Annotated in this window: 25 protein-coding genes; 15 read left to right on the plus strand and 10 right to left on the minus strand. The window is 64.1% G+C overall.

Translation table 11 applies throughout. The features are described 5' to 3' along the window. Positions 1 to 80 precede the first annotated feature (80 nt). The 5 genes from H9L06_RS05780 (at position 81) to H9L06_RS05800 (ending at position 6484) form a co-directional block, all read left to right on the plus strand. Positions 81 to 2189 (plus strand): TPM domain-containing protein, encoded by a 2109-nt coding sequence (locus H9L06_RS05780; RefSeq protein ID WP_187556241.1) that lies wholly within the window; start codon positions 81 to 83, stop codon positions 2187 to 2189. A gap of 79 nt (positions 2190 to 2268) precedes the next feature. Beyond that, a complete protein-coding gene (locus H9L06_RS05785; RefSeq protein WP_187556242.1) occupies positions 2269 to 3003 on the plus strand; it encodes a PspA/IM30 family protein in 735 nt (244 codons plus the stop codon). 95 nt (positions 3004 to 3098) lie between these two features. Continuing rightward, the gene (locus H9L06_RS05790; protein ID WP_343069266.1) at positions 3099 to 4406 is read left to right on the plus strand and encodes a hypothetical protein; all 1308 of its coding nucleotides are present in this window, start codon (positions 3099 to 3101) and stop codon (positions 4404 to 4406) included. A 168-nt stretch (positions 4407 to 4574) separates the two neighbouring features. Beyond that, entirely contained in the window at positions 4575 to 6179 is a 1605-nt protein-coding gene (locus tag H9L06_RS05795; protein WP_187554326.1) for an acyl-CoA carboxylase subunit beta, read from the plus strand. After that, entirely contained in the window at positions 6176 to 6484 is a 309-nt protein-coding gene (locus tag H9L06_RS05800) for a hypothetical protein (RefSeq protein ID WP_187554327.1), read from the plus strand. Before H9L06_RS05795 ends, H9L06_RS05800 begins: the two co-directional genes overlap by 4 nt. 139 nt (positions 6485 to 6623) lie before the next feature. On the opposite strand, the gene panB is transcribed toward H9L06_RS05800, so the two are convergent. The 3 genes from panB to H9L06_RS05815 form a co-directional block, all read right to left on the minus strand. After that, positions 6624 to 7460: a 3-methyl-2-oxobutanoate hydroxymethyltransferase gene (gene panB / locus H9L06_RS05805; RefSeq protein WP_187556378.1), complete on the minus strand. Its 837-nt coding sequence runs from the start codon at positions 7458 to 7460 to the stop codon at positions 6624 to 6626. A 102-nt stretch (positions 7461 to 7562) separates the two neighbouring features. Next, on the minus strand, positions 7563 to 8465 hold the full coding sequence (panC, locus tag H9L06_RS05810) for a pantoate--beta-alanine ligase (protein WP_187554328.1): 903 nt from the start codon (positions 8463 to 8465) through the stop codon (positions 7563 to 7565). Next, a complete protein-coding gene (locus H9L06_RS05815) occupies positions 8462 to 9289 on the minus strand; it encodes a Rossmann-like and DUF2520 domain-containing protein (RefSeq protein ID WP_187554329.1) in 828 nt (275 codons plus the stop codon). Before H9L06_RS05815 ends, panC begins: the two co-directional genes overlap by 4 nt. A gap of 76 nt (positions 9290 to 9365) precedes the next feature. Between H9L06_RS05815 and H9L06_RS05820 the strand changes: the two genes are divergently transcribed. Next, positions 9366 to 10043, plus strand: coding sequence for an NUDIX hydrolase (locus H9L06_RS05820; protein ID WP_187554330.1), 678 nt, complete (start codon positions 9366 to 9368; stop codon positions 10041 to 10043). Positions 10044 to 10065: 22 nt separating this feature from the next. On the opposite strand, the gene H9L06_RS05825 is transcribed toward H9L06_RS05820, so the two are convergent. Beyond that, on the minus strand, positions 10066 to 11664 hold the full coding sequence (locus H9L06_RS05825; protein ID WP_187554331.1) for a deoxyguanosinetriphosphate triphosphohydrolase family protein: 1599 nt from the start codon (positions 11662 to 11664) through the stop codon (positions 10066 to 10068). Between the two features lie 34 nt (positions 11665 to 11698). Here H9L06_RS05825 and H9L06_RS05830 point away from each other — a divergent pair, with 34 nt between their 5' ends. Genes H9L06_RS05830 through H9L06_RS05835 form a run of 3 tightly spaced genes read left to right on the plus strand, consistent with a single transcriptional unit; the run spans position 11699 to position 13000 of the window. After that, on the plus strand, positions 11699 to 12262 hold the full coding sequence (locus H9L06_RS05830) for a hypothetical protein (RefSeq protein WP_187554332.1): 564 nt from the start codon (positions 11699 to 11701) through the stop codon (positions 12260 to 12262). A gap of 13 nt (positions 12263 to 12275) precedes the next feature. Then, positions 12276 to 12560, plus strand: a complete 285-nt coding sequence (locus H9L06_RS11760; protein WP_246454268.1) for a hypothetical protein — start codon at positions 12276 to 12278, stop codon at positions 12558 to 12560. Next, positions 12533 to 13000 carry a YceI family protein gene (locus tag H9L06_RS05835; RefSeq protein ID WP_246454269.1) on the plus strand — a complete coding sequence of 156 codons (468 nt, stop codon included), beginning with the start codon at positions 12533 to 12535 and terminating at the stop codon, positions 12998 to 13000. Before H9L06_RS11760 ends, H9L06_RS05835 begins: the two co-directional genes overlap by 28 nt. A 1-nt stretch (position 13001) precedes the next feature. On the opposite strand, the gene H9L06_RS05840 is transcribed toward H9L06_RS05835, so the two are convergent. After that, the gene (locus H9L06_RS05840; RefSeq protein ID WP_187554333.1) at positions 13002 to 14213 is read right to left on the minus strand and encodes a RimK family alpha-L-glutamate ligase; all 1212 of its coding nucleotides are present in this window, start codon (positions 14211 to 14213) and stop codon (positions 13002 to 13004) included. Positions 14214 to 14239: 26 nt separating this feature from the next. Here H9L06_RS05840 and H9L06_RS05845 point away from each other — a divergent pair, with 26 nt between their 5' ends. From H9L06_RS05845 to H9L06_RS05855, 3 genes are all read left to right on the plus strand, one after another. Further along, entirely contained in the window at positions 14240 to 14713 is a 474-nt protein-coding gene (locus H9L06_RS05845; protein WP_187554334.1) for an ATP-dependent zinc protease family protein, read from the plus strand. Positions 14714 to 14827: 114 nt separating this feature from the next. Beyond that, the gene (locus H9L06_RS05850) at positions 14828 to 16132 is read left to right on the plus strand and encodes a MalY/PatB family protein (RefSeq protein ID WP_187554335.1); all 1305 of its coding nucleotides are present in this window, start codon (positions 14828 to 14830) and stop codon (positions 16130 to 16132) included. Beyond that, complete coding sequence (locus tag H9L06_RS05855) at positions 16132 to 17541, plus strand: O-acetylhomoserine aminocarboxypropyltransferase/cysteine synthase family protein (RefSeq protein WP_187556379.1); 1410 nt, start codon at positions 16132 to 16134, stop codon at positions 17539 to 17541. The genes H9L06_RS05850 and H9L06_RS05855 overlap by 1 nt, the downstream gene beginning before the upstream one ends. Here the strand turns inward: H9L06_RS05855 and H9L06_RS05860 are convergent. Next, a complete protein-coding gene (locus tag H9L06_RS05860) occupies positions 17536 to 18321 on the minus strand; it encodes a Fic family protein (protein WP_223165171.1) in 786 nt (261 codons plus the stop codon). The two genes, H9L06_RS05855 and H9L06_RS05860, sit on opposite strands and share 6 nt — an antisense overlap. Before the next feature lie 97 nt (positions 18322 to 18418). Between H9L06_RS05860 and H9L06_RS05865 the strand changes: the two genes are divergently transcribed. Continuing rightward, a complete protein-coding gene (locus tag H9L06_RS05865) occupies positions 18419 to 19447 on the plus strand; it encodes a metallophosphoesterase (RefSeq protein WP_187554336.1) in 1029 nt (342 codons plus the stop codon). 121 nt (positions 19448 to 19568) lie between these two features. Here H9L06_RS05865 and H9L06_RS05870 read toward each other — a convergent pair whose 3' ends face one another. From H9L06_RS05870 to H9L06_RS05885, 4 genes are read right to left on the minus strand one after another with little or no spacing between them, the layout of a single operon-like run. Continuing rightward, a complete protein-coding gene (locus H9L06_RS05870; protein ID WP_187556381.1) occupies positions 19569 to 20690 on the minus strand; it encodes a UDP-N-acetylmuramate dehydrogenase in 1122 nt (373 codons plus the stop codon). Positions 20691 to 20713: 23 nt separating this feature from the next. Then, positions 20714 to 21139 (minus strand): MaoC/PaaZ C-terminal domain-containing protein, encoded by a 426-nt coding sequence (locus H9L06_RS05875; protein WP_187554337.1) that lies wholly within the window; start codon positions 21137 to 21139, stop codon positions 20714 to 20716. Further along, the gene (locus H9L06_RS05880; RefSeq protein ID WP_187554338.1) at positions 21136 to 21579 is read right to left on the minus strand and encodes an FAS1-like dehydratase domain-containing protein; all 444 of its coding nucleotides are present in this window, start codon (positions 21577 to 21579) and stop codon (positions 21136 to 21138) included. The genes H9L06_RS05875 and H9L06_RS05880 overlap by 4 nt, the downstream gene beginning before the upstream one ends. A 29-nt stretch (positions 21580 to 21608) precedes the next feature. Beyond that, a complete protein-coding gene (locus H9L06_RS05885; RefSeq protein ID WP_187554339.1) occupies positions 21609 to 22238 on the minus strand; it encodes a DUF937 domain-containing protein in 630 nt (209 codons plus the stop codon). Between the two features lie 179 nt (positions 22239 to 22417). Here H9L06_RS05885 and H9L06_RS05890 point away from each other — a divergent pair, with 179 nt between their 5' ends. Beyond that, on the plus strand, positions 22418 to 24184 hold the full coding sequence (locus tag H9L06_RS05890; RefSeq protein ID WP_187554340.1) for an acetyl/propionyl/methylcrotonyl-CoA carboxylase subunit alpha: 1767 nt from the start codon (positions 22418 to 22420) through the stop codon (positions 24182 to 24184). A gap of 64 nt (positions 24185 to 24248) precedes the next feature. Continuing rightward, complete coding sequence (locus H9L06_RS05895) at positions 24249 to 25247, plus strand: LLM class flavin-dependent oxidoreductase (protein WP_187554341.1); 999 nt, start codon at positions 24249 to 24251, stop codon at positions 25245 to 25247.

Below are 25247 nucleotides of genomic sequence, written 5' to 3' on the forward strand. Positions count from 1 at the left end.
GCAAAGAGGCTACCGCGGCAGCGGCGGCAAAACGCCCAAAGAATAGACCGGTACCGCCCCCGGGCAATACACTGCGAAGTGTGGAACACTCGCAACCGAGCAACCAACAGCACAACGTCCGATCGATTCTCGCAGCGGCGACCAAATGGCTCGCTACTGCGGCCATCGGTGCAGCCTGGATGCTGGGGTCGAGTGTCGCGGCGAGCGCAACCGAGCCAGTGAGTCTCGACAGTGGGTACGTCACCGACTCGGCGGGAGTTCTGTCGGCCGACGATATTGAGTCGGCGAATGATCGACTCGCCACGACGTATGGCGAGACCGGCATCGACCTCTACGTCGTGTTTGTCGACGAGTTCACGAACCCGTCGGATCGCATCGAGTGGACGAACACGACCGCCGACATGAACGGCCTCGGCGAGACACAGTACCTGCTCGCGGTTGCCACAGAGGGCAGGCAGTACTTTATTTCGGGCTACACGAGCGGGCCGCTGAGCGACTCAGACCTCGACAAGATCGAGCAAGAGATACTTCCGACACTGCGAGATTCGAACTGGCTTGGCGCGGTGAGCTCTGCCGCCGCCGCTATCGAAAGCCAGCACTCTGCGCCGGGCCGGAATGCCGCCGTCGCGGTGGGCATCGGTGTCGGCGCGGTCGGGCTCGGCGGCGCAGCCTGGGGCGTCACCCGAATTGCGCGCAACAAACGCAAGCAGGCGTCTGCACAGGCTGACCTCACCGAACTCGATCGCACCGCGGGCGCAGCACTTGTCGCGGCCGACGACGCAGTGAAGTCGAGCGCGCAGGAGCTCGAATTTGCACGCGCGCAGTTCGGCGATGGCGCGGTTGAAGACTTCATCGCAGCACTGGAGAATGCAAGATCCGAACTGTTGCGGGCATTTGCTCTCAGGCAACTCCTCGACGATTCGGCGCCAGATACACGTGAGCAGAAAGTGGAATGGCTCGAGGAAATCATTGAGCTTTGTGACGCGGTTGACACCACGCTCGACGCACAGGTCGATGAGTTCGACGCGTTGCGAGCCATCGAGCAGAACGCTCCGGCAGTGCTGCAGAAGCTTACCCAGCGCCGGCAGCAGGTCGAGGGTATGGTTCCGCAAGTTGAGGCCGAAGTCGCGCGACTCAACGCGACGTACGCGTCGAGTGCGCTCGCGTCGTTCAGCGGATCGACCGAGCAGCTCGCGAAGCTCATTGCTTTCGCGACCGAGCGCGAGACCGAGGCGCAGTCAGTGCTCGATACACGGGGTGACGCTCCAGCCGCGCACCCGGCGGCCGTGCCCACCACGCCTGATGCGACCGCCACACCCGGCGGATCCGTAGCGATCACGATCCGTGAGGGCGAGGCCGCGATTGGCCAAGCCGAAGAACTCGCCCGCACCATTACTGAGCATGGCGAGCGACTCGCAGAGGTCGAAAAGCGATGCGCGGAACTCATCACTGAACTCGAACGCGATGTCGCGACCGCGCGTACGCTTGGCGACCCCGACGGGAGCGTGGCCGGCGCGATCGCAGCGACCGAGCAGCAGATCGCGCAGGCACGGGTACAGCTCAGCGGTACGGGCCGCGATCCTGACCGTGCCCTGCAAGAACTCGATGCAGCGAACACTCACATCGATAGCGTCGTCGAGGCCGCGCAGCAGGCAGTGCGCAACCAGCAGTTGCTCGATGCGCAGCTTGCTCAGGCTGGTGACCAGGTGCGTCAGGCTGAGGCATACATTGACGCACGGCGAGGAGCGGTAGGTGTAACTGCCCGCACGCGAGTAGCAGAAGCTCGGGCTTCGCTCTCACGAGCGATCGCGCTTCAGGGTGGGAACACTCCGGGAGCACTTGTCGAAGTGCGACGCGCATCGAAGCTAGCTTCCGAGGCTCTCTCCTCAGCCCAGTCCGACGTTTCGGGGTTCGGCGGCGGTTACAGCGGCGGTTACGGCGGGGGCTCATACTCGAGCGGCGACGCCACGCTCGGTGCGATTCTCGGTGCAATCCTCGGCAGCGGTGGATCCGGCGGCCGATCCTCAGGCCGCGGCGGAGGCTTCGGCGGCTACAGCGGTGGCTTCGGCGGCGGATCACGTAGCGGTGGCAGATCTCGCAGCGGGGGCTTTGGTGGCAGCTCGAGAAGCAGCGGCCGTCGCAGCGGCGGTGGCGGCGGACGCCGATCCCGCGGAGGAGGGCGTTTCTGATCCATCGCAAACTGACCCAGCAGACTCATTGAGTTCTCGAATACACTCTCAACACCCGCCTCGGCGAAAGGAAAACACTATGTCAAAGCAGTCCATTCTTGGTCGTGTGACCACCCTGATTCGCGCAAACATCAACTCCATCATCGACTCCGCAGAAGACCCTGAGAAGATGATCGATCAGCTTATTCGTGACTACACGAACAACATCGCAGACGCCGAATCGGCGATCGCCGAAACAATCGGTAATTTGCGACTCCTTGAGCAAGATCACGCGGAAGATGTGAAGACCGCAGGCGAGTGGGGTCGCAAGGCTCTCGCCGCGAGCGCGAAGGCTGACGAAATGCGTGCGGCCGGAAACGCGACTGACGCCGACAAGTTCGACAACCTCGCGAAGGTTGCACTGCAGCGTCAGATCACCGCTGAGAACGAGGCAACCGCTGCCGCGCCGATGATCGCAACGCAGCAGGAAGTCACCGAGAAGCTCAAGAACGGGCTCGCGGGAATGAAGGAAAAACTCAAGCAGCTGCAGACAAAGCGCGCCGAACTCGTCGCGCGCGCGAAGACCGCAGAGGCGCAGAACCGCGTCGCCGACGCTGTGAAGTCGATCGACGTGCTCGACCCGACGAGCGACCTCGGCCGCTTCGAAGAGAAGATTCGCCGCCAAGAGGCGCTCGCCCGCGGCAAGCAGGAAGTCGCTGCGTCGTCGCTTGACTCGCAGTTCAACGAGCTCGAGAACTTCGAGGTTGTGACCGAGGTTGAGGCGCGTCTCGCTGCCCTCAAGTCGGGCAACGCACCGCAGGCGCTCGAGCAGTAGTACGAAACACCAGACAGCTGTGAGGGTGTGGAATGGTCCGCGGGATTGATCCACACCCTTCGCAGTGATGACTTGACACCGGAGTAATTTGCATCGTGGGATTTTGGGGACGCCGCAGTCGCGAGGCCAACGCGGCACAAGACGCCGCCGACACTGAGTTGTCGCGGAAAGCACAACTTGCGCTCGTGGCAGCTGACGAGCGTATTCGGGTGGCGAGCGACGAACTCGCATTTGCAACAGCTGAACTCGGAGACAGCGCAACTGCGAACCTCAAGGTTGGGTTGGATGCGGTGCGCGAGCACATGACCGAAGCGTTTCAGCTGCACCAGTTGAACCACGATCACATTCCCGACACGGCAGACGAGCTTCGCACCAGAAACGCGCGCATCGTGCAGCTGTGCGAGTGGGCCGAGTCGGTGCTCGACGAGCGCACCACAGAGCTCAAGGAACGCGTCGAACGGGTGCGGCGCGCGCCCGAAACGCTCGCTCGGGTACGCGCGACCGCCGAGGCACTGCGCTCCAGGTTGCCCGATATGCAGGGCACGCTCGAGCGACTGGCCGCCATGTACTCCCCTGCTGCATTACAGCGGGTGCGCCTCAATGCCGACGATGCCGAGCAGTTGCTTGACTTCGCGGTGCGATCTGCCGACCTGTCTGAGCGGCGCCGAGCCTCGGGGAAGCTCGAAGATGCGAACCTCGCACTCGAGGCCGCTACCGAGACTCTGCGGCGCGCGGAGTCTATCTTCGACAGCATCGACGGCTTCGAAATTGAGGCACTTCGCACCCAGACCACACTTGCAGACGTCATCGAGGACTCCCGCGGCGATCTCGTCGCCGCTCGAACCGAGCGCCGCACCCCCGAGGTCGAAGCAGCGATTGAACGGCTCGACGCAGCACTCGCTGAGGTTTCAGGAAGCAGACAGCGCGATCCCTTTGCCGATCTCGCTCTCGTCTCAGCGGCGAACGCTGCTCTCGACGAAGCTCGCGAGAAAGCTGCAAAACCCGTCATCCCCCTCGAGCATGTGCGACATGCAATCTCTGCCGCAGATCACTCGATCGGCATCGCTGCGGGAGTCATCGATGGCCACCGCGGGTGGATCGGCGCAGACGCCCGCACCCGTCTCTCTGAAGCGCGACGCATTCGCTCCGACATCTCGGCGCTCCCCTCCTCCGAAGGCACACGTGAGGAGGCGCTCAGGCTCGCGCATCGAAGCTCGGCACTCGCGGAGGACGCGTTGAGTCTCGCTCAGCGTGACATTGACTCCTCGCGAAACGGCCACGGCGGTGGCGACTGGGGTAACTGGGGCGGACGTAGCGGGAGATCCGGTGGAGCTGGAAGCGTGCTCGGCCCAGTAATCGGCGGAGTCATTCTCGGCGGGCTACTCGACGACATCTTTGACTAGGGCACTCTGCGGACTCTGATCCACCGCGAACCAGCTACCGACGTCGCGCGCACGCTCACGCACGCGCGCACCCCGCGCCGGCGATTTGGCGGGTTTCGACCAAAGAAACGCAAACCCGTTGGAGGTGTTCTTACGCGAACTGAATATCTTGCGCGCTAGGCTGATCTCGTGACCCAAGAGAACACTCAGACTCCAGAGTCCCTCGCAACCACGGCTGGTCGAATCGCCGACCACCGACGCAAGTATCAGGAGGCCGTTGGAGACCGCGACGCCGCGGCTGCCGAGAAGCAGCACGCCCGCGGAAAGATGACCGCGCGCGAGCGCATCTCGAGCCTCCTCGATCCCGGCTCGTTCGTCGAGTTCGACAAGTACGTGAAGCACCGTGCCACCGCGTTCGGCATGGACAAGCACCACCCGTTTGGTGACTCGGTGGTAACGGGGGCTGGCACGATCCACGGCCGCCAAGTCGTCGTGTACTCACAAGATTTCACCGCGTTCGGCGGTTCGCTCGGCGAGGCTGCCGGCGAGAAGATCGTGAAGGCGATGGAGTTCGCACTCAAGACCGGTGCCCCGATCATCGGCATGCTCGACTCGGGCGGTGCGCGTATTCAAGAGGGCGTGTTCTCGCTCTCGCAGTACGCGAAGATCTTCAAGCGCAACACGATGTCTTCGGGCGTCATTCCGCAGATCTCGATCGTCATGGGGCCGTCGGCCGGTGGCGCCGTGTATTCGCCAGCGCTCACCGACTTTGTCATCATGGTCGACAAGACGAGCAACATGTTCGTCACCGGCCCAGACGTCATCAAGACCGTCACTGGCGAAGAGGTGGGCTTCGAAGAGCTCGGCGGCGCGCTTACGCACAACAAGACGAGCGGTGTCTCGCACTATCTCGCGAGCGACGAGCTCGATGCGCTCGACTACGCGCGCACGCTGATCAGCTACCTGCCCGACAACAACCTCGCCGAAGCGCCGGTGTACGACAGTGACACGGTGTACGAGATCACTGAGGCGGATCGGGCGCTGAACACCATCATCCCCGACAGTGCGAATCAGCCCTACGACATGAAGACCGTCATCGAGGCGATTCTCGACGGTGGCGACTTCCTTGAGGTGCAGCCGCTGTTCGCCCCGAACATTCTCATCGGCTTCGGTCGCGTCGAGGGCCGCACGGTCGGCATCGTCGCGAACCAGCCAAACCAGATGGCTGGCACGCTCAACATCGACGCGAGCGAGAAGGCTGCCCGCTTCGTGCGGTTCTGTGACGCGTTCTCGATCCCCATCCTCACCCTTGTCGATGTGCCCGGGTTCTTGCCCGGCACTGACCAGGAATACCAGGGCATCATTCGCCGCGGCGCGAAGCTGCTGTACGCCTACGCTGAGGCGACCGTTCCGCTCGTCACCATCATCACCCGCAAGGCCTACGGCGGCGCGTACATCGTGATGGCGTCGAAGGAGATGGGTGCCGACTTCAACATCGCGTGGCCCACCGCCGAGATCGCGGTGATGGGTGGCGCGGGTGCCGTCAACATTCTGTACCGCAAGGAGCTCGCTGCGGCCGAGGCTGCGGGCGAAGACGTCGAAGCGCTGCGCGCCAAGCTCACCGCCCAGTACACGGCTGATGTGACGTCGCCGTTCTTGGCCGCCGAGCGCGGCGAGATCGATAACGTTCTCGAGCCAGCGGGTACCCGTCTCGCGGTCATCAAGGCGCTCCGCGGCCTGCGCGGCAAGCGCCAAGAGGGTCCCGCCAAGAAGCACGGAAACATTCCGCTATGAGTCCCGCAGTGCCCGCGGTTCCACCCGTGCCCGCCGACGAGTCGCTTCCACCCGACGCGCTCAAGCGAGACGCGCTCAAGCGTGAAGAGGTCGGCGAGGTGTCAGATGCGCTCACGGGCGACGACATCCACTTCGTCACACGCAAGGTGAGCGACGAAGAGCGCGCGGCGGTCATCGCGGTGCTCACTGAGGCGCGGGCCGAAGAGACGAGACGCGCGAAGCGCATCGCCCGCAAGGATCGCGAACCCTGGGCACGCTCTCAGCGCGTGAACGACCGCATCATCGACATGCTCAACGAGCGGTAGGTAGCGCTCACCCATCTGTGAGCACCAGGCGAAATTTGAGCACCAGGCTAACTCCCAGTCAAAAATCCTTCGCATGATGCCGATTTTCGCCTGACGCTAACTGGGCGGATCAGCGCAGGTGGATCGGGACTGCGCCCGCTCAGCGCAGGCGCTTGAGCGCAGCGCGGGCGGCCTCGACGACCTCGTCGTCGGCACCGTACTGGTGCTCCGCCCCTGGGAATACCCCAGACCGCACCTCCGAGGTGTACGCCTCGACCGCGGCATGCAGCGCATCGCCCACCTGCCCAAACTGCTTCACAAACTTGGCCGTCTTGCCCTCGGTGATGCCAGCAAGATCGTGCAGCACAAGTACTTGACCGTCAGCTGGTCCGGCACCGATCCCAATCACGGGGATCCGCAACTCTGACGCAAACACCTCAGTAATCTTCGTCGGAACAGCCTCGACGACAACCGCAACAGCACCCGCCTCTTCGACGGCGAGCGCCTCGGTCACCGCCCGCTCGGCGGTTTCAACCGTGCGACCCTGGGCGCGCAGGCCGCCAAGTGCGGTCGCGGTCTGCGGAGTGAGACCAATGTGCCCAAAGACCGGAATACCCGCAGCGGTAATCGCGCGAATGCGGCTCAGGCGATCGGGCCCGGCCCCTTCGATCTTCACCGCGTCCGCACCGGCCTCCTTAACAAAGCGGATCGCCGTCTCAACCGCCTGCGCGTCTGAAACCTCGGTCGACCCAAACGGCACATCACACACCACTAAAGCGCGACTCACTCCCCGGCGCACGGCACCCGCAAGCACGAGCATCTCGTCGGTCGTGACCGATACCGTAGAGCTGTGGCCGAGCACCACCTGCGCGCCCGAGTCGCCGACGAGTACGAGGTCGACGCCCGCGCGATCCACAATGCGGGCTGTCGGGTAATCGTAGGCGGTGACCATGACAAGTTGTTCACCCTGCGCCTTCATTTCGGCAAGACGCAGCATCGTGAGTGGGGCACTAGACACGGGAGACACCCTTCGGGTCGAAGTGATTGACCCGGCACGACACCGGGCAGCTTGCCTTCCAGAGTACCCCGCGCATCATGCCTAGGCTGATTCGGCTCCGTCACGCAACTCAATGTTGTCGATGAGTCGCACCTCGCCGACGCGCGCGGCGAGCGCAAAAAGTGTCGGCTGGTGGGTACTCGTCACGGGCACGAGCGACTCGGGGTCGACGAACGCCAAATACTCGGCCTCGATCTGTTCGGCCGCGAGAATCTCGGTCGCAAGCGCACGCAATCGTTGTGGATCGAACTCCCCCGCCCCCACCGCAGCAGCAACCTCTGTGAGGGCTCGGGGTATGGCGAGGGCGCGCGAGCGATCTGCTGCGCTCAAGCGCACGTTGCGGCTCGATCGCGCGAGCCCGTCGGCGTCGCGCGAGGTCGGGCACACAACCACGCGGGCGGGAATGCCGAGGTCTGCAACCATGCGCTTGACGACGACGACCTGCTGGGCATCTTTCGCACCGAAGTATGCGTTGTCGGCGAGCGCGGCGAGCAGCAGCTTCGCGACGATTGTCGCGACCCCGTCGAAGTGTGAGGCTCCGCGCGAGGCGCCCTCGAGTGTTTCGGTGATGGATCCGGTCACGCTCACAGTCGTCGCGAACCCTTCGGGGTACATCTCTGCCGCACTCGGCGCAAAGACGATGTCGGCACCGGCGTCTGCCGCGAGTCGAGTGTCGCGCTCCTCGTTGCGGGGGTATGCGTCGAGGTCTGCGGGTTCGTTGAACTGGGTTGGGTTCACAAAGATCGAGACGACGACGACAGCGTTGTCTGCGCGGGCCGCCCGCACGAGCGAGAGGTGTCCCTCGTGGAGCGCACCCATGGTCGGCACGATGCCGATGCTGCCAGCCGAGCCAGTGGGGCCCGAGGAGCCGGCAGAACCGGCCGCACCCGCCAGCAACTCCTTGGTCGCGGCTCGAAGCTCGGCGACTGTGCGTACCACTCTCATGCGGTTCCTCCGTTGGCGGTGTCTTGGGCTTGATCGACACCGATGTCAGGTTCGGAATCGTGACCCTGGACCAGGGAGTCGCTGGCCGATTTCGACCTCGCGGCAAGCTCCCGCGTCGCTGCGGCGAGCGCGTCAAAAAGTCCCACCTGCTCAGGCAGCCGCTCGGCAACCGCCGCACGCTGCCGCTCTACGGTGGCCTCATCGCCCCGCACGATCGGCCCGGTGAGCGCTCCTTTGGCACCGCGCTCAGCCCAGTTCTCGACGGCGGCACGAACGAGCGGCAGTAGCGCCTCCCGATCCACCCCTGCCGACGCAGCGAGTTGTTCGGCGAACCCCTCAAGTGTGACGAGAAAATTCGACGCGATTGAGGCTGCTGCATGGTAGGCGGTGCGATCCACATCGCGAACCTGAAACGCAGTCATGCTTAGGGCGCCAGCGAGCTGCCGCGCAACCGACAGCGCGCGCTTGGTGCCACCATCGACGGCGGCGTATCCGCCAGAAAAGTCGTGCCCCGCACCGGCGACCGTCGTGAGCGGGTGCAGGCTGAAACTCTCGTGCGGCGACAAAGGCGCAAGCTCGGTCGCCCCCGAGAGGTGGCCCACGAGCCGACCCGGGGGAATGAGGCTCGCAGCCGAGGCAATCGCCGAGTCAGGCACGGCAAGTAGCACGACATCGGCGCCTTCGCCTGTCGATCCACGCCCCTCGGGCCCAAGCACATCGACACCCGCGGCGCGAAGCGCACCCGCGATGGCCGACCCCATGCGACCCGCGCCAACCACAAGCACACGCCCGATCTCGGACACTCGCTGCGACGCAGTTGACATGCGCACAAGAATAGCCCGAGTGCGGCGCTCGCCCCGAATCGCGCGGAATCACCCGGCCGACGATTATGGTTGAACTATGCCTCGTACCGCTGCCGAAGCCAGGGAAGAGCTCAGGCAATTGCTCGACCGCGGCGTCGACCTCGATTTCATGACACAGGGTCCGCTCGCAAATCTGCCGTCGCGCAGGTCGGCCGTTCTCATTCTCTTCGGCGCCCTCGATCGTGTGCCCGCCATCGCCGCCGATATGCCCGTGCCGCCCGAGCTCGATGTGCTGCTCATGCGCCGCGCCAACACGCTGCGGCACCACGCGGGCCAGATCTCGTTTCCGGGCGGCGGCGTCGAGCCCCAAGACGACGGGCCGGTCGCGACCGCGCTGCGTGAGGCGAACGAAGAGACCGGGCTCGACCCCGCGGGCGTCGAGGTGCTCGGCATGCTGCCCGAGGTGCATGTCGCGGTGAGCAACAACGTCGTTACCCCGGTTGTGGGGTGGTGGACGAAACCGACCGCCGTCGAAGCCGACGAGAGCGAATCAGTCGAGGTGTTTCGCACGCCGATTGCCGAGATGCTCAACCCGGCGGCGCGCGGCACGTCGGTCATCACACGCGGTGGATCGACGTTTCGCGGCAAGGCGTTCGTGCTTCGGCAGGGGCACGTGGTCTGGGGGCTCACCGGAATCCTGCTCGCGAACATCTATGAGCAGGTTGGGTGGGAGCTTCCGTGGGATAAGTCCCGGGAGATCCCCGTGAGCGCGTAACGCGCGGGCCGCACCTACGCCCCTACGCCCCGATAAACGTCTGGTGCGTTGCGATCGCCTGTTGGTCGCTCAGCGATGACACGTAGTCGAGAATCGCGCGCGACCGCCCCTGACGTCGCAGCGCGGCGTCGCTCGTGTCGCCGAGCAGCAACTCGGGGTGTTCGCCGCGCGCCCGAAACGACTCCTCAGTTACTTCCTCAGCCCACTCGATGATGCGGCGCGGCGCGCGAGGCGCGTCCTCCGGATCCGACAGCCAATCGTCGAACCCGAGCGCGAGATCGGTGATGACCTTCGCCATTCCCCGCTGAGGCAGGGCAAGCTCTGGCCGTTCAAGCACGAAGTGCGCGTGCACGAACTTCAGCACCATCACCTCGTGCCACGCCTGGCGGTCGAGCCTCACGTGTCCGCTGCGAATGTGCGGCCGCTCTTCGACAACGATCGATGTGCGCAGGTGCTCGATCCACCGTCTCGTGAACCCCGACATCGCGCGCTCGCTGTCAATTCCGCCGTCATACGGGGTCGCAAGTAGCGACTCTCCGAGGTCGTCGCTCACCCGCTGCACCGCTACGATGAAGGCGTCGCGGTCGGCGATCCAATCGTCTTTCATGTGCAGCCGTCGCCACAGCAGCTCGAGCGAGGCGCCGGGGTTGCGACGTCGCATCTCGAGTGAGGGCGTCGCCTCATCGGCGAACTCGCGCGACCCCGCAAGCCAGGTGCGAAACTCGGCAGCCACCGCCGCCTGCTGCAGCACCCCTGCCCGCGCAAAGTCGTCAAGGTCGTGCACGGCGTAGGCGATGTCGTCTGCGAGATCCATCACCGCGCACTCGACCGTCTGCCGCCCCTCGCCGATGCCAGGAAAGGCGGCGAGCGCCTGATCCATCGATGCTTTGTCGAGCGCGTAGACCGAGAACTTCTCGGCACCCGTGGCCGGGTCGAGGCCGACGCCGCGAGGCCGCTCAGAGACCGGAATGTCGTCTGCGCTCACGCCGATCCACTTCGCGCGCGTCCACGGGTACTTGAGCGTCGCGGCCCGCGTCGCCGCCGTGAGGTTAAGCCCCGGAAAGTCGCGGCCGAGCGTGTCGAGCTGCACAAGAATGCGAAAGCTCTGCGCGTTGCCCTCGAAACCCTCTGGCAGGCCGAGTTTCTCGCGCGCCACCCGGTCGAGCACGCGCTCGCCGAGGTGCCCGAACGGCGGGTGCCCGAGGTCGTGGGCGTGCGCGGCCGACTGCGCAATCACGGTGTCGCAGCCACCAAGCTTCGCAACGATCGCGCCGGTCGCGTCGTCTTCGCGCGCCTCGCCGCGCACGAACGCACGGTGCCGGGCCTCTGCCCCCGCGAGATTCGCCGCAATCACGCGCGCCACGGCGCTCACCTTGAGCGAGTGCGTGAGTCGGTTGTGCATGACCGGGCCGACGCCCGACTGCGGCACGACCTGCGTCACATCAGACAGGCGGGCGAAGTATGACGAGAAGCGGATCCGCTCAAGATCAATGCGAAACTCATCTGCCGCAGAGCCACTGGCCTCGACATCGTTTGCGTCAAGCGAGCCCCCGTCGACGTTCAACGCCGCATGTTGTGATGACTCAAACTCGGCGTGTGCCCTCGTGGTGCGCTCGGTCATGACTCCATTCAATCACTCGGCATACACTGAAGCTATGAGTGGCACGAGTGGTAATCAGACGCGCGCGACGAGCACACAGGCAAACGAGCGCGCGACGGGGCGTTCGTGGGGCGAGTGGATCGAGCACTTCGAATCGCACGGTGCGCAAAAACTTGGCCACCCCGAGATTGCGAAGCTCGCGCTTTCTGCGATGCCCGCGACTCTCGAGAACCCCGAGTGGTGGGCGCAGGGCACCGCGATTGCGTTCGAGCAGCACGCGGGGTTGCGGGTGCCGGGCCAATCGTCGACGGGTGACTTTCGCGTGAGTGTGAGTCGCACACTCCCAGTGGATCGCGACGCCGCACTGGAGGCCTGGAGCGAGCGATTCGGGAACACCGAATCACACCAGGACCACGCCGTCGAGAATGTGCGCGAGTCGCGCACAGAGAAGCGGTCGTTCATCAGGTTCTCGCTCGTAGGTGCCGGAAAGGTCGAGGTCGCCGCGTCGCCAAAGGATGCAGCCAAGACTTCCCTGGCAATTAACCACACAGGTCTTGAAAGCGCAGGTCTCGTGGAGGATTGGCGCGCATACTGGAAGGCATTGCTCACCGAATTGTAAGGCGAGGTGCCACGTGAAGAGAACCCAGAAGGTCCTGATCGCTTCGGGTGTCGGCGTCATCGTGCTCGGTGTTCTCGTCGCACTCGCTGGTCCGCCAATTTATCGAGATTTCATCGCCCCGCCGGCGGCCGAGGCGCCGACGCTGATGGGCGATCCATCACTGACTGGCGAATCTGAGGTGCCAGCGCTCGACGGCCCCTCGAACCGGCAGATATTGCGGGGGCCTGGTCGATCTCTGAGGGATCAGTTGCTGGGTACCGAGTCAATGAGGTGCTGCGCGGAACCGACGTTACGGTAACGGGCCGCACGTCTGAGGTGACCGGTTCGCTCGAGATCAGTGATGACGGGCTCACGCTCGAAACGGCAGAGTTCACGGTCGATGTTGCGTCGATCGCGACCGACCAGAGCCAGCGCGACTCATATTTTAGGGACTCAGCGATCCGCGTATCCGAAAACCCCGAGGCAGGGTTCGTGCTCACCTCACCGGTGACGGTCGATGCGCTCCCCGAGGCGGGCGAAATTGTCGAGCTTGAGATCACGGGCGACCTCTCCATCGCTGGCGAAACCAACGCTGTCACAACGGTCGTGCAGGTGCGCAGCGATGGATCCACAACCGAACTCGCGGGCTCGATACCCATCACCTTTGCCGACTACGGCGTCGAGGCACCAAGCCTCGGGTTCGTGAAGGTCGAAGACAACGGGTTCGTGGAATTTCAGCTCGTCGCCATGAAGGGTTAGCCTACGCCCCGGCCTGGGGGCCCTCGGCGAGCTCCTGCGCCTCGGGCGAAAGCTTGCGCACGCGGGCACGGCGGCGGCGACGCTCTGGAATCATGCCGCGCATCTCCTCAAGCTTGCCGAAGCACAGCAGGCGATCTTCAGCCTCGAGCACCACGTGCTTGCGAGGGTTCGGGATCACCTGCACACCACGGTGCAGGGTAAGCACGGTGATGTCGCGATCCCACAGCCCAAGCTCGCCGAGCTGTTTGCCGACCTGCTCGGCACCGGCGTGCATCACGAGTTCGGCAACACCGTACCCTGTCGACACTGAGAGCCTCTGGCGCACGTCGATCTCTGGGAAGTTCACCTGGTTCGCGATGTAGTCGATGATCGCGCCGGCCACGTCGAGCCCGGTCGCGGCCTCGATGCCTTGAAGCCCCGGTGACGAGTTCACCTCCATGACGAGCGGCCCCTCGTTGCCCTCAAGCATGTCGACGCCGGCGACGCGCAGCCCCATGATCTGCGCCGCGCGCACAGCCGCCTGCTCGTATGAGGGGTCGAGCTGCACGGCCTCCACCGATCCACCCCTGTGCACATTGGATCGAAACTCATCGCCCGACGCACTGCGTCGCATCGCCGCAACCACCCGGTCGCCAACAACGAGTGCCCGCACGTCGCGGCCTCGGCTCTCTGACACGAAGCGCTGAATAAGCACGTTCTGGCGGGTCGAATGCAGCGTCTCAATGATGGCCTCGGCGACCTTCACCTGCGGCGCGAGGATCACCCCGATGCCCTGCGTTCCTTCGAGCAACTTGATCACGACGGGCGCACCGCCGACGCTCTCGATTGCCGGGCGCACGTCTGCCCGGTTGCGCACAAACGCGGTCGCGGGCATCGCAATATTGTGACGCAGCAGAATCTGCGTCGCGCGCAGCTTGTCGCGCGAGTTCGTGATGCCGTTCGCGGTGTTCGGGGTGTACACGTCCATCTGCTCGAACTGGCGCACGACCGCGGTGCCGAAGTAGGTGATGGAGTTGCCGATGCGAGGTAGAATCGCGTCGTAATCGCTGAGCTGTTTGCCCCGATATTGCAGGTCTGGCTCGTCGCCCGCAAGGTCAATCGCAAAGCGGAGCGTGTTCAGCACTTTCACCTTGTGTCCGCGCTCTGCAGCGGCAGCGCGAAGGCGCTGCGTGGAATAAGCCTGCGGGGCGCGCGAGAGAATCGCGAGTTTCAAGTAAATTTCCTGCCAATATAGAGAACGTGAACTCCCACTATTCAAGCACTCTCACGGGCTGGCGTGAATGGGTCAGCCTGCCCGATGTCGGGGTGCCGTGGATCAAAGCCAAGATAGACACGGGCGCGCAGACCTCAGCGCTGCACGCAGACGACATTGTCGAGTTCGAGAACGACGGCGTGGCGTGGGTTCGGTTCACCGTGCACCCGTGGCAGGTCGGCACGGGCGATGCGGTGACGGTGGAGTTGCCGATCCACGACCGCCGCACCGTACGCAGCTCGTCTGGCCACACCCAAGATCGCCTGGTCGTCATGATGAACCTCATGCTCGTCGGCCGCGAGATTCCCGTCGAGGTCACGCTCACCGACCGCGATGAGATGGTGTTTCGCATGCTCATTGGGCGCGAGGCGCTGCAGCAAGGTTACGTTGTTGACTCGGGCGCGTCGTATTTGGGTGGCCGCCCGGCTGCTTCAATCCGCCGCCGCAATCAAGGCAAGTAACCAAGGTAAGTAGGCACACGCGCAGGCCACAGTGTGACGGTCTGTTACGTGTTTTCGTGACGCCAGGTTACTCCGGGCATCGCGCTTCTCGGGCCTGAGGAGCATGATGGGCACATGTCCGACTGTCCCGCTCCACAGCTCCCCCTCACCGACGCTAGCGGTGTGCCGTTCTCGGCACTCGACCCGGCACTGCTGCGCGAGCAGCGCAGGAGCATTAAGTGGACGCGGTTTCCGGCCGACGTGCTGCCCCTGTTCGTCGCCGAAATGGATTTCACGGTTGCTCCCGCGATCAAGCGCGAGCTCATCGAGCGGATCGAGCACTCCGACACCGGCTATCTCGAGGGCGCAGGTGACCTCGCGGTAGCGTTCGCCGAGTTCGCGCGCGACCGTTGGGGTTGGGAGATTTCGACCTCGCACGTGCGTCTCGCGACCGATGTCGCGACGGGCGTTGTCGAGTCGCTGCGCGTCTGGCTCAAGGCGCACGGCGCCGCATTCGGGGTGGATCGCGCTCCGCGCATCGCCCTCCCCGTACCCGTCTACCCGGGCTTCTTTGAAATGCTCGAGGAGGTTCCCTTCGAGATCGTGGAGCTTCCGCTCACAAAGGCCACCGATGCCGATGCCGATGCCGCTGCCGCTGCCGCTGCCGCTGGTGGATCCGCACGCCTCGACTTCGCGGCGATCGAGCGCGAGTTCGCGAGCGAGCGGGGCATCGACGCGTTTCTGCTCTGCAACCCGCACAACCCGCACGGGCTCGTGCACACCCGCGAAGAGCTCGCTGAACTCGCGAGGCTCGCCGCGAAGCACGAGGTGTTTGTCGTCTCAGACGAGATCCACGCGCCACTCACCCACGCAGGTGAGACCTTCACACCGTTTGCACCGCTCGCGGCCACCGCCGGGGCACTCGCGGTAACGACCACCTCTGCGAGCAAGGGCTGGAACCTCGCGGGCACCAAGTGCTCGGTCATTGTCGCGGCAGACGAGCGCGCGAACGAACTGCTGAAGTTGCTGCCACCCGAGACCGAGGTGCGGGCGAGCATTCTCGGTCTGCACGCATCGATCGCGGCGTTCCGCGATGCGCGCGATTGGCTCGACGCAACCGTCGCGCAGATCGAGTCGAACATCGCGCTCTTCGCAGAGCTCGCAGACGAGCATCTACCGGGTGTGACGTACACGATCCCGAAGTCAAGCTACCTCGTGTGGCTCGACTTCCGAGACGCGGGCCTCGGCGAGAACCCGTACGCACGGTTGCTTCGCGACGCGAAGGTCGCGCTCAACGACGGCGTCTACTTCGGCGCCGGCGGCGAGAGCCACGCCCGCATCAACCTCGCGTGCGCACCCGACACGATCCGCGAAGCCGTTCGGCGCATCGCTCAGGTTCTTCCTCAGGCAGATTCCACTCAACCAGAGGCTGGTGAATGATGAGCACGATCCACCCCAATACGCGCGAAGCGGCCACCCCAATCTACGACTGGGAGGGCTACGACTTCGACACCCGCCAGGTGCACGCCGGCGAGTACCCCGACCTCAATAACGGGCTACGAGTGCCGCCAATCGCCCTCTCGGCCGGATACGTGTTCGACGACTTCGACGATCAGGTCGAGCGGTTCTCCGCGGTTCCGTCGCGCGACGGGGCGTTTCACGGCGACTCCGAAGCGACCCCGGGCCCGATCTACTCGCGCCAGGGCAACCCGACGAACTCGGTTGCAGAAGAGCGGCTCGCCTCGCTCGAGGGTGGATCAAACACCGTGCTCGTCTCGAGCGGGCAGGCGGCGATCACCTCGGCGCTCTTGACGCTCGCGCAGGGCGGCGACCATATCGTCTCGACCGCGTCGATCTACGGCGGTACCCGAATCCTCTTCGGGCGCAGCATCAAGCGATTCGGCATCGACGTCGACTATGTGTGGGATTCGGAGGACGACGACGAGTGGGCCCGCGCGATTCGACCGAACACGAAGGCGATATACGCTGAGTCGATCCCGAACCCCCGCAACGACATCACCGACCTCCGCCGCATCGCTGAGGTCGCGGCGCGCTACCACCTGCCGCTCGTCGTCGACAACACCGTCGGGTCGCCCGCGCTCATCAGACCCTTCGAGCACGGCGCCAACATCGTCGTGCACTCGACCACGAAGTTCCTCACCGGACACGGCGCGGTCGTTGGCGGCGCGATCGTCGATGGCGGCAACTTCGACTGGGAGGCCGCGGTGGCTGCTGGTCGCGCGTACCCGCTGCTCACGTCGAGCCCGCGCCCGGGTGTTGGGTCGATGGTGGATCGCTTCGGCCCCGCCGCCTACGCCCGTGCCACCCGGGAGGCTGTCGTCAACGACATCGGCCCCGCGCTATCGCCGTTCAGCGGATTTCTGCTGCACCAGGGCCTCGAAACACTTTCTGTGCGCATGGAGCGGCACGTGAACTCTTCGCTTGAGATCGCCTCCTGGCTCGAGCAGCAACCCGAGGTCGAGCAGGTCGACTACGCGGGGCTCCCAACCTCTCCCCTATACGAGCTCGCGGTGCGGGACTACGGGCTCGCCACGAACGGGCTCGGTGCTCGGACGAGCTCTGTGTTCGGGGTGAAGGTTCGCGGCGGCATTGACGGTGCTCGTGCATTCGTGAACGGGTTGCGAGTCTTCTCACGCATGACAGGTATTGGCGATACTCGGTCTATGGTGATCCACCCCGGAACGTCGACGCACGCAACCTTCGCACCCGAGATCAATGATCGGCTTGGCATCACCCCGGGGCTGCTGCGCCTCTCGGTCGGCCTCGAGTCGCCGCGCGATCTCATTGCGGATCTGCGCGTCGGCCTCGACCACGTCGCCGTCCTATAGGGTCTCGACGAAGTCCGCAAAGCGGGCGTAATAGTCGTCTTGCAATTGGCGGAACGTGTCGAGCAGGAATCCGGGCTTCTCCTCGTACTCACGAAGGCCGCGGTAATAGAACGCCTTACGACCATCGAGCACGATGAACGGCATGATGTTGTTCTGCAGACACTGCTGAAACATAAGCGCCCTGCCAACGCGGCCGTTCCCGTCTTGGAACGGATGAATACTCTCAAAGCGATAGTGGAAGTCTGCGATGTCGGTGAAGGACATGCGCTGCGGCGTGACATCAAGCATCTCGGCGACTGCAAGTTCGACCTTCTCCGGCGGCACTGTGCGCTGATTCCCAACTACGTTGGCATGGCGCTTCCAGTCACGGACCGCGAACGACGGCCGGTTGGCGTCTGCAGTTCCGCGCTTAAGCGTTTGATGGTAATTCTTCATCGTCTGCGCAGTGATCGGCTCGTCCAAACCGTCGAGCACTGCATCGAACAACTCAAAGGAGTTCACCGTCTCCATGACGTCGTCGACTCTTACAGCTGGCGTGTCCTCATCGGTGAAGATCGTTCGCGTCTCGTAGATATAACGCGTCTGCTCCTCATCGAGCTGACTCCCCTCGATCCGGTTCGTGTTATACGCCATGAGAATCTGGTTCAGGTGGTAGAGACCACCCTTCTGACGGCTCGCGCGCTGACTCAGCAGCGTCTGCCGAAACAGACTGGCGTCGATGGCGTACTCATCGGGCTGCGAGCCAGTCATGTGCAGCGATCCTTCCGTGTAATTGGTCATTGGCTCTAGCGTACGCACCTAGATCGCCCTAGACACGACGAACACTCGAACAACATTCGAAGACGGCCTTCCAACCATGCTGGGTTACAGTGCTGTCATGCCCACACTGCGCATTCTGCACCTCAGTGACACCCACCTGTTCGGTGACGATTCGAAGCACTACGACGTCGTTGATACCGAGGAGCACCTGCGGCGAGCACTCAAACATATAGCTAAGCAGGAGTTCGATCTGATGGTGTGCTCGGGCGACGTGAGCAACGACGGAACCGAGACGTCGTATCGGAAGGCGCGAGATGTGATCGGTGTTTGGGCAGCCGAGCGCGGTGCCCGCACGATCTTCGCGATGGGCAATCACGATGAGCGCCAGGGGTTTCGCGCGGTGCTCGGCAGCGGGCAGCCCGGTGTAGAGGCGAGGTGTCTTGTGGGCGACGCCGATCCACCACACTTCGCCACCCCAACCACCGAACGCGCCACGCTAGCCGCACACAGTGAATCGCTCACCGAGCCACCAATCGCGTCTAGCGCGACCGTCGACGGGTGGCGAACCATCGTGCTCGACACGTCAGTCCCGCGCGCAGGGTATGGATCGCTTGAGCCCTCCCAACTCGACTTTCTGCGCGCCGAACTCGCCTCCCCCGCCCCGAACGGCACTCTCATCATCATGCATCACCCGCCCATTGCAGCCCAGACTGACCTGCTGGAGGCACTCGCGCTCGGCGAGCAAGATGCCGCGGCATTCTGGGAGATCGTGCGCGGTGCCGAGGCCGGTAGTTTATCTGAAGGCAGTTCTGCGGGCCAGGGCGCTTCCCCAGGCCAGAGCACCGACGTACGGGCGATTCTCTGCGGTCACTACCACCAGCCGATCGTCGAATACGTGCACGGAATCCCCGTGATTGTGGCGCCTGGAGTGTCCAATCTCGCCGACGCGTTTGGCCCCCGTGATGAGGAGGCCGCGAGCGATTACTTCGGCGGGGCGACGGTCGAGATCACGGGCTCAATCTCAGCCAGCCGGGTACGCGTGCTCCTCTTTACGGTGCCGGTGACGGGCGCTGAGGTGTTCCGCTACCCCAACAACATAGTGGATCAGATAATAAGGGCCGCCGGTCGCCAAGATCAGGAAAAATAGGCGCAAGAGAATCCCTTTCTCAGGCCCCAAATCACTGATTCTCTTGCGCAGATTCTGCGAGAGAGAGAGAGAGAGAGAGAGAGAGAGAGAGAGAGAGAGAGAGAGAGAGAGAGAATCGGCCCTAGAGCTCTATCCCATAGAGGTTCGGCTCAGGCACGAGCAGCACCCCGAACTCCTGCTGCACGCGCTGCACGATAAGCCTGGCAAGCTCGCCGATATCCTCCGCGGTGGCGGCCCCACGGTTGGTGATGGCAAGCGTGTGCTTCGAGGAAATCGCGGCCCCCGAACCCGGCAGGCGGAACCCCTTGGGCACGCCAGATTGCTCAATCAACCACGCCGCCGACAATTTGACCCGCTGATCGGGGTTCGCCTCAGGAATCGACACCGGAACACCGGCGTTGAACTCGTCGAGCGACAGCACCGCTGGCTCAACCTCTTGCTCACCCAAAGGAAACGTAGGCGCTCCAGCAGGCAGCGCACGAGCAAAGTGGGCAGAAACAATCGGGTTCGTGAAGAAGGATCCGGCGCTCCAGCTGTCGTGATCCTCGGCATCCAACACCATGCCCTTCGACGCACGCAGCGACAGCACGGCCGATCGCACGACGGCGAGCGGCACCCGAGAACCAAGCTCAACGCCAACGGCAGACGCCAGTTGCGGAAATCTAATGCGACCCGAAACCGGCACCGGCCCGGAACTCGCCGAGGTAAGCACAGCAGCGTCTGCGAGCACGAGGTCGATCGACAGCACAACACCCTGCAGCCCCTGCTTTAACACCGAATCGCGGTATCCGAGTCCGAGCTCAGCAGCGAGCATACGCCGAGGCTCATACGTCTCTGCGTCGAGAAACTCGATCGAGTGCAGCACGTCAGACAGCTCTTGGCCATACGCGCCAATGTTCTGCACGGGCGCGGCACCCGCAAGCCCCGGAATACCCGAGAGCGCCTCGATGCCCGCCCAGCCGCGCTCGACGCACTCAGCAACGAGCGCATCCCAGTCGTGGCCAGCCTGCACCCGCAGGCGCACGGAGCCGGCACCGAGCTCCGGATCATCAACTATCTCGAGACCAGACGTGCGCACCAGCAGGACGGGACCCGGATAGCCTTCGTCGGCGACGACCGTGTTCGATCCACCGCCGAGCAGTAACCAGTCTTCGCGCGTCTCCCAGAGTTCGACGGCTCGGTCGATGAGTTCGTCGCGAGTGCTGGCCGTGATAATACGATCGGCGGGCCCGCCGACGCGCATCGTCGTGAGCTCAGCGAGGGTAGTCACGCGAACGCCACCACCAGTTGCGACTTGCCGAGCACCGTCGACCCGTCGAAGACAACCTTGAGGTCGATGCGCGCGGTTCTGGCCTCGGCGTCGAGTGCGCCGACGGTCGCAGTGACGTTCACGAGCGCTCCAAGCTGCGCATCAACGGGCACGGGCCGCGTGAAGCGCGACTGGTAGTCCTTGACCCAGCCGGCATCGCTGATCCAGTCGGTCGCCACGGCTCCAGCGACGCCCATCGTGAGCATGCCGTGCGCGAGCACACCGGGCAGACCGACAGACTGCGCGACGTCGTCGCGATAATGGATCGGGTTGAAGTCACCCGATGCCCCGGCGTACCGCACGAGGTTGTCGCGCGTGAGCGTGATCTCCCGCTCGGCAACGACTGCGCCAACTTCGAGTTCGTCAAACACAGGTGCGCTCATTCTTCGCCCCTCACTACCAGTGTCGAAATTGCTGTCACGACGTGTGCACCCTCGGCGTCGACGATCTCGCTCGAGGCTGTTACCATCGAGTGCCCGCCGAGTTGCTTCACCGCCGCGATTGTCAGTGTCGCGGTCAGTTCGTCGCCAGCGACAATTGGCCGGGTGTAGGTGAAGCGCTGGTCGCCGTGCACGACGCGCGAGAAGTCGACGCCCGCCTCGTCGTCTGCGAGCAGTTGCGCGAGCGTCGCCTCTTGAATCGTCACCGCGAAGGTCGGCGGGGCGACCACATCTGAGAACCCCGCGGCACGGGCCGCTTCGGGGTCGTGGTGGATCGGCGACTCGCTAAGCACAGCCCGAGCGAACTCGCGCACTTTCTCGCGACCGACGAGGTATGGCACTGTCGACGGGTAGACCCGCCCCTGAACGTCTGGATTAACCACGCACCCAGTCTATGCGAGGTCGCAAATGCCTATCGGCCGAGCAAGCCACCAAGTAACCCGCCGAGGCCACCGCCATTGCTGCCGCTCGACGCTCCGCCCGATCCACCGCCAAGGAGACCACCGAGGATATCGCCGAGGCCGCCAGACGATGCTGCGGTTGAAGAGCCCGATCCACCACCGAGCAGGCCGCCCAGCAGGTCGCCGAGGCCACCCGCGATGCCGCCCTCGGACTGCTGCTGAGTCTTCTCAGCGCCGCCGCCGAACTTGCCCGCAAGAAATTGCATGACGATCGGCGCGAGAATTGGCAGGAGCATCGGAATGAGCTTCGCGATGCCCGAACTCTGCGCGTTCGTGCTCAACGCATTCGTGACAGCCTCTTCTTTGTCGCCAAGCACGTGCTTCACGATCTTCTTGCCGTCTTCGGTGTCGACCGCGTCGAGCGAGATCTTGCCGTCTTTGGGGGTGTGCTTGTCGAGCGCACCAACCAGCTTCTGCTCACCCTCAGCGTCGCTCGCATTGACGGCCATTCCGCCGAGGAGCCCCGGTAGCGTCTGCTTCACCGCTCCAAGAGCCGTGTCTTCATCGACACCAAGCTGCTTCGCAATGTCGTCAACAGGAATCTGCGCAAGCAGAGCATCGAGGTCAACGTTATTCGCCATGAGATCTCCTTCATTGGAACATGCCGCGAGTGGCGGTGCTCAAATCCTACTGTGCTACGCGAACGCTGTGCCCGTAACTTATGCACAACTGTTGAACTGTGCACTCCGGCAACGTTTTCGTGAAAGTTTTGTACTGAATATCCAAGGGTTGCGTGCGTTCCTCCAATAGGCTGGAACGCATGTCGCGCATTCGTAAAGTGCTTATCGCCAACCGTGGTGAGATCGCCGTTCGCATTATCCGTGCCGCAGCAGACAGTGGCATCGCCTCAGTCGCTGTTTACGCAGACCAAGATCGCGATGCGTTGCATGCGCAGCTTGCTGACGAGGCCTACGCACTCGGTGGATCGACGAGCGCAGAGACGTACCTCGTCATCGACAAGATTCTCGGGGTCGCACGCCGCTCTGGCGCCGATGCGGTGCACCCGGGCTATGGGTTCCTCGCGGAGAACGCAGAGTTCGCGAAGGCCGTGATTGACCAGGGACTTACCTGGATCGGGCCAAGCCCCGAGGCCATCGAGCGCCTCGGCGACAAGGTGTCCGCACGCCACGTCGCCGAAAAGGTGAACGCGCCACTCGCCCCTGGCACAAGCGATCCCGTCGCGGGTGCCGAAGAGGTGCTCGCGTTTGCGGATCAGGTCGGGCTTCCCGTCGCCATCAAGGCGGCATTCGGTGGTGGTGGTCGCGGCCTCAAGGTTGCGTACGAGCGCGACGAGGTCGCAGACCTCTTTGAATCGGCAACCCGCGAGGCCGTCGCCGCATTCGGTCGAGGCGAGTGCTTTGTCGAGAAGTTCCTTGAGAAGCCCCGCCACGTTGAGACGCAGTGCCTCGCCGACAGCCACGGAAACGTCGTAGTCGTGTCGACCCGCGACTGCTCGCTTCAGCGACGCCACCAGAAGCTTGTCGAAGAAGCGCCTGCACCGTTCCTCAGCGATGAGCAGAACGAAAAGTTGTACGCCGCGTCGAAGGCGATCCTCAAAGAGGTTGGTTATGTGGGTGCCGGCACCTGCGAGTTCCTCGTCGCAATCGACGGCACGATCTCGTTCCTCGAGGTCAACACCCGCCTACAGGTCGAGCACCCGGTCTCTGAAGAGATCACGGGTATTGACCTCGTGCGCGAGCAGTTCCGCATCGCCGAGGGCGGGGTGCTCGACTACGACGACCCCGTGACGCACGGTCACTCCATCGAGTTCCGTCTCAACGGCGAAGACGCAGGCAACGGGTTCCTCCCGGCTCCTGGCCCGGTCGCGCTCTTCAAGCCTGCGTCGGGCCCTGGTGTTCGCATCGATACCGGCGTCGAGACCGGTGACGTAGTTTCGGGCGCCTTCGATTCCATGCTCGGCAAGCTCATCGTTACAGGATCAACACGTGAGGAGGCGCTGCAGCGCGCCCGCCGTGCCCTCGACGAGTTCGAGATTCAGGGTCTGCCAACCGTGCTGCCGTTCCACCGCAAGATCGTGCGCGACCCCGCATTCACCGCGCCAGACGGCGACTTCAAGGTCTACACCACCTGGATCGAGAACGAGTTCGAAAACGACATCGCTCCGTGGGAGGGCGAGACGCCGCCACTCGCGAACGACCCACGCCGCCAGGAGGTCGTTGTCGAGGTCGCTGGCCGCCGCATTGAAGTATCGATGCCAACCACACTGCTGCCGCTCGCCGATCAAGACGTGACTCGTGGCCCAGCGCCGAAGCGCGCGAAGGGCCTAGGTGTCGCTGCGACGACCGGCGACGCCGTGCTCGCGCCGATGCAGGCGACCGTCGTGAAGGTGCTCGCTGAAGCTGGTCAAGAGGTGCAAGAGGGCGATCTGCTGCTCGTGCTCGAGGCGATGAAGATGGAGCAGTCCGTCTACGCACACCGCGCGGGCACCGTTTCGACCATCGATGCACCCGTGGGGCAGACGGTTCCGAGCGGGCACCTGCTGCTCGCGATCACCGACGCGGTGTAACCGACGCGAAGTAATTGCGGGTCGGTCGCGGAATAGTCGCGGCCCAGACCCGGTTGCATCCAGCATGGCCGACTTGAAGCTCTCGTTCCTTGACCTCGCAACTGTCGAACGCGACGGTGACATCGCCGCTGCCCTCGCGCACTCAGTAGAACTCGCGAGGGCCGCCGAGGCGGGCGGGTACGAACGAATCTGGTACGCAGAGCACCACAACATGCCGACCATCGCGTCGAGCGCGCCCGCGGTGCTCATCGCGCACATCGCGGCGCACACCGAGCGAATCGGGTTAGGTTCGGGCGGCGTTATGCTCCCGAATCACTCGCCGCTTGTGGTCGCCGAGCAGTTTGGCACGCTCGCCGAGTTGCACCCAGGGCGGATCCACATTGGCCTCGGCCGAGCCCCCGGCACCGATGGTGCGACCTTCCGCGCACTGCGTCGTACGGTTCAGGCCGCTGACTCGTTCCCGCAAGACGTACTCGAACTGCAGGCGCTCCTCGGCGACGAGCTGCCCCGTTCAGGAGTGAACGCGTATCCCGGTCGCGGTACCAAGATCCCGCTGACGATTCTCGGTTCGAGCCTCTTCGGTGCGAACCTTGCAGCACAGCTTGGCCTCCCCTACTCCTTCGCCTCGCACTTCGCACCTCAGGCGCTCACGCAAGCCGTGCAGCACTATCGCGACAACTACCAGCCGAGCGAGGCTCACCCCGAACCCTACGTCAGCGCCGGAGTGAACGTGGTCGCTGCCGAGTCAGACCAGGCCGCCGCCGAGCTCTTCGGCCGGGCAGAAGTCGAGCGGATCCGCAGTTTTCTCTCGCGCGGTCGCGAAACGCCGATCACTACCGAGCAGGCCGAGCAACTCATCGACTCACCCGCGGCGTACGAAATTCGCCAGATGCTGCACTACTCAGCGGTTGGCGGGCCCGAGCGGGTGCGCGAGCAACTCGCTGAGTTCGCGAAGCTCGCGAACGCCGATGAACTCGTCACGGTGCACCCGCTGCCCACTCGCGAAGAGCAACTCGCGTCGCTCCGCATCGCTGCACCGGCTGCTGCTGCTGCCACGGTTTAG

This window comes from Leucobacter denitrificans, assembly GCF_014396385.1.
In the GTDB taxonomy this organism is placed as follows: domain Bacteria; phylum Actinomycetota; class Actinomycetes; order Actinomycetales; family Microbacteriaceae; genus Leucobacter; species Leucobacter denitrificans.

Coding starts and splice junctions, on each gene's coding strand:
- H9L06_RS05785 (WP_187556242.1), top strand. CDS start 2,269: ATGTCAAAGCAGTCCATTCTTGGTCGTGTGACCACCCTGATTCGCGCA.
- H9L06_RS05800 (WP_187554327.1), top strand. CDS start 6,176: ATGAGTCCCGCAGTGCCCGCGGTTCCACCCGTGCCCGCCGACGAGTCG.
- panB (WP_187556378.1), bottom strand. CDS start 7,460: ATGCTGCGTCTTGCCGAAATGAAGGCGCAGGGTGAACAACTTGTCATG.
- panC (WP_187554328.1), bottom strand. CDS start 8,465: ATGAGAGTGGTACGCACAGTCGCCGAGCTTCGAGCCGCGACCAAGGAG.
- H9L06_RS05815 (WP_187554329.1), bottom strand. CDS start 9,289: ATGTCAACTGCGTCGCAGCGAGTGTCCGAGATCGGGCGTGTGCTTGTG.
- H9L06_RS05820 (WP_187554330.1), top strand. CDS start 9,366: ATGCCTCGTACCGCTGCCGAAGCCAGGGAAGAGCTCAGGCAATTGCTC.
- H9L06_RS05825 (WP_187554331.1), bottom strand. CDS start 11,664: ATGACCGAGCGCACCACGAGGGCACACGCCGAGTTTGAGTCATCACAA.
- H9L06_RS05830 (WP_187554332.1), top strand. CDS start 11,699: ATGAGTGGCACGAGTGGTAATCAGACGCGCGCGACGAGCACACAGGCA.
- H9L06_RS05850 (WP_187554335.1), top strand. CDS start 14,828: ATGTCCGACTGTCCCGCTCCACAGCTCCCCCTCACCGACGCTAGCGGT.
- H9L06_RS05855 (WP_187556379.1), top strand. CDS start 16,132: ATGAGCACGATCCACCCCAATACGCGCGAAGCGGCCACCCCAATCTAC.
- H9L06_RS05860 (WP_223165171.1), bottom strand. CDS start 18,321: ATGACCAATTACACGGAAGGATCGCTGCACATGACTGGCTCGCAGCCC.
- H9L06_RS05865 (WP_187554336.1), top strand. CDS start 18,419: ATGCCCACACTGCGCATTCTGCACCTCAGTGACACCCACCTGTTCGGT.
- H9L06_RS05870 (WP_187556381.1), bottom strand. CDS start 20,690: ATGCGCGTCGGCGGGCCCGCCGATCGTATTATCACGGCCAGCACTCGC.
- H9L06_RS05875 (WP_187554337.1), bottom strand. CDS start 21,139: ATGAGCGCACCTGTGTTTGACGAACTCGAAGTTGGCGCAGTCGTTGCC.
- H9L06_RS05885 (WP_187554339.1), bottom strand. CDS start 22,238: ATGGCGAATAACGTTGACCTCGATGCTCTGCTTGCGCAGATTCCTGTT.
- H9L06_RS05890 (WP_187554340.1), top strand. CDS start 22,418: ATGTCGCGCATTCGTAAAGTGCTTATCGCCAACCGTGGTGAGATCGCC.
- H9L06_RS05895 (WP_187554341.1), top strand. CDS start 24,249: ATGGCCGACTTGAAGCTCTCGTTCCTTGACCTCGCAACTGTCGAACGC.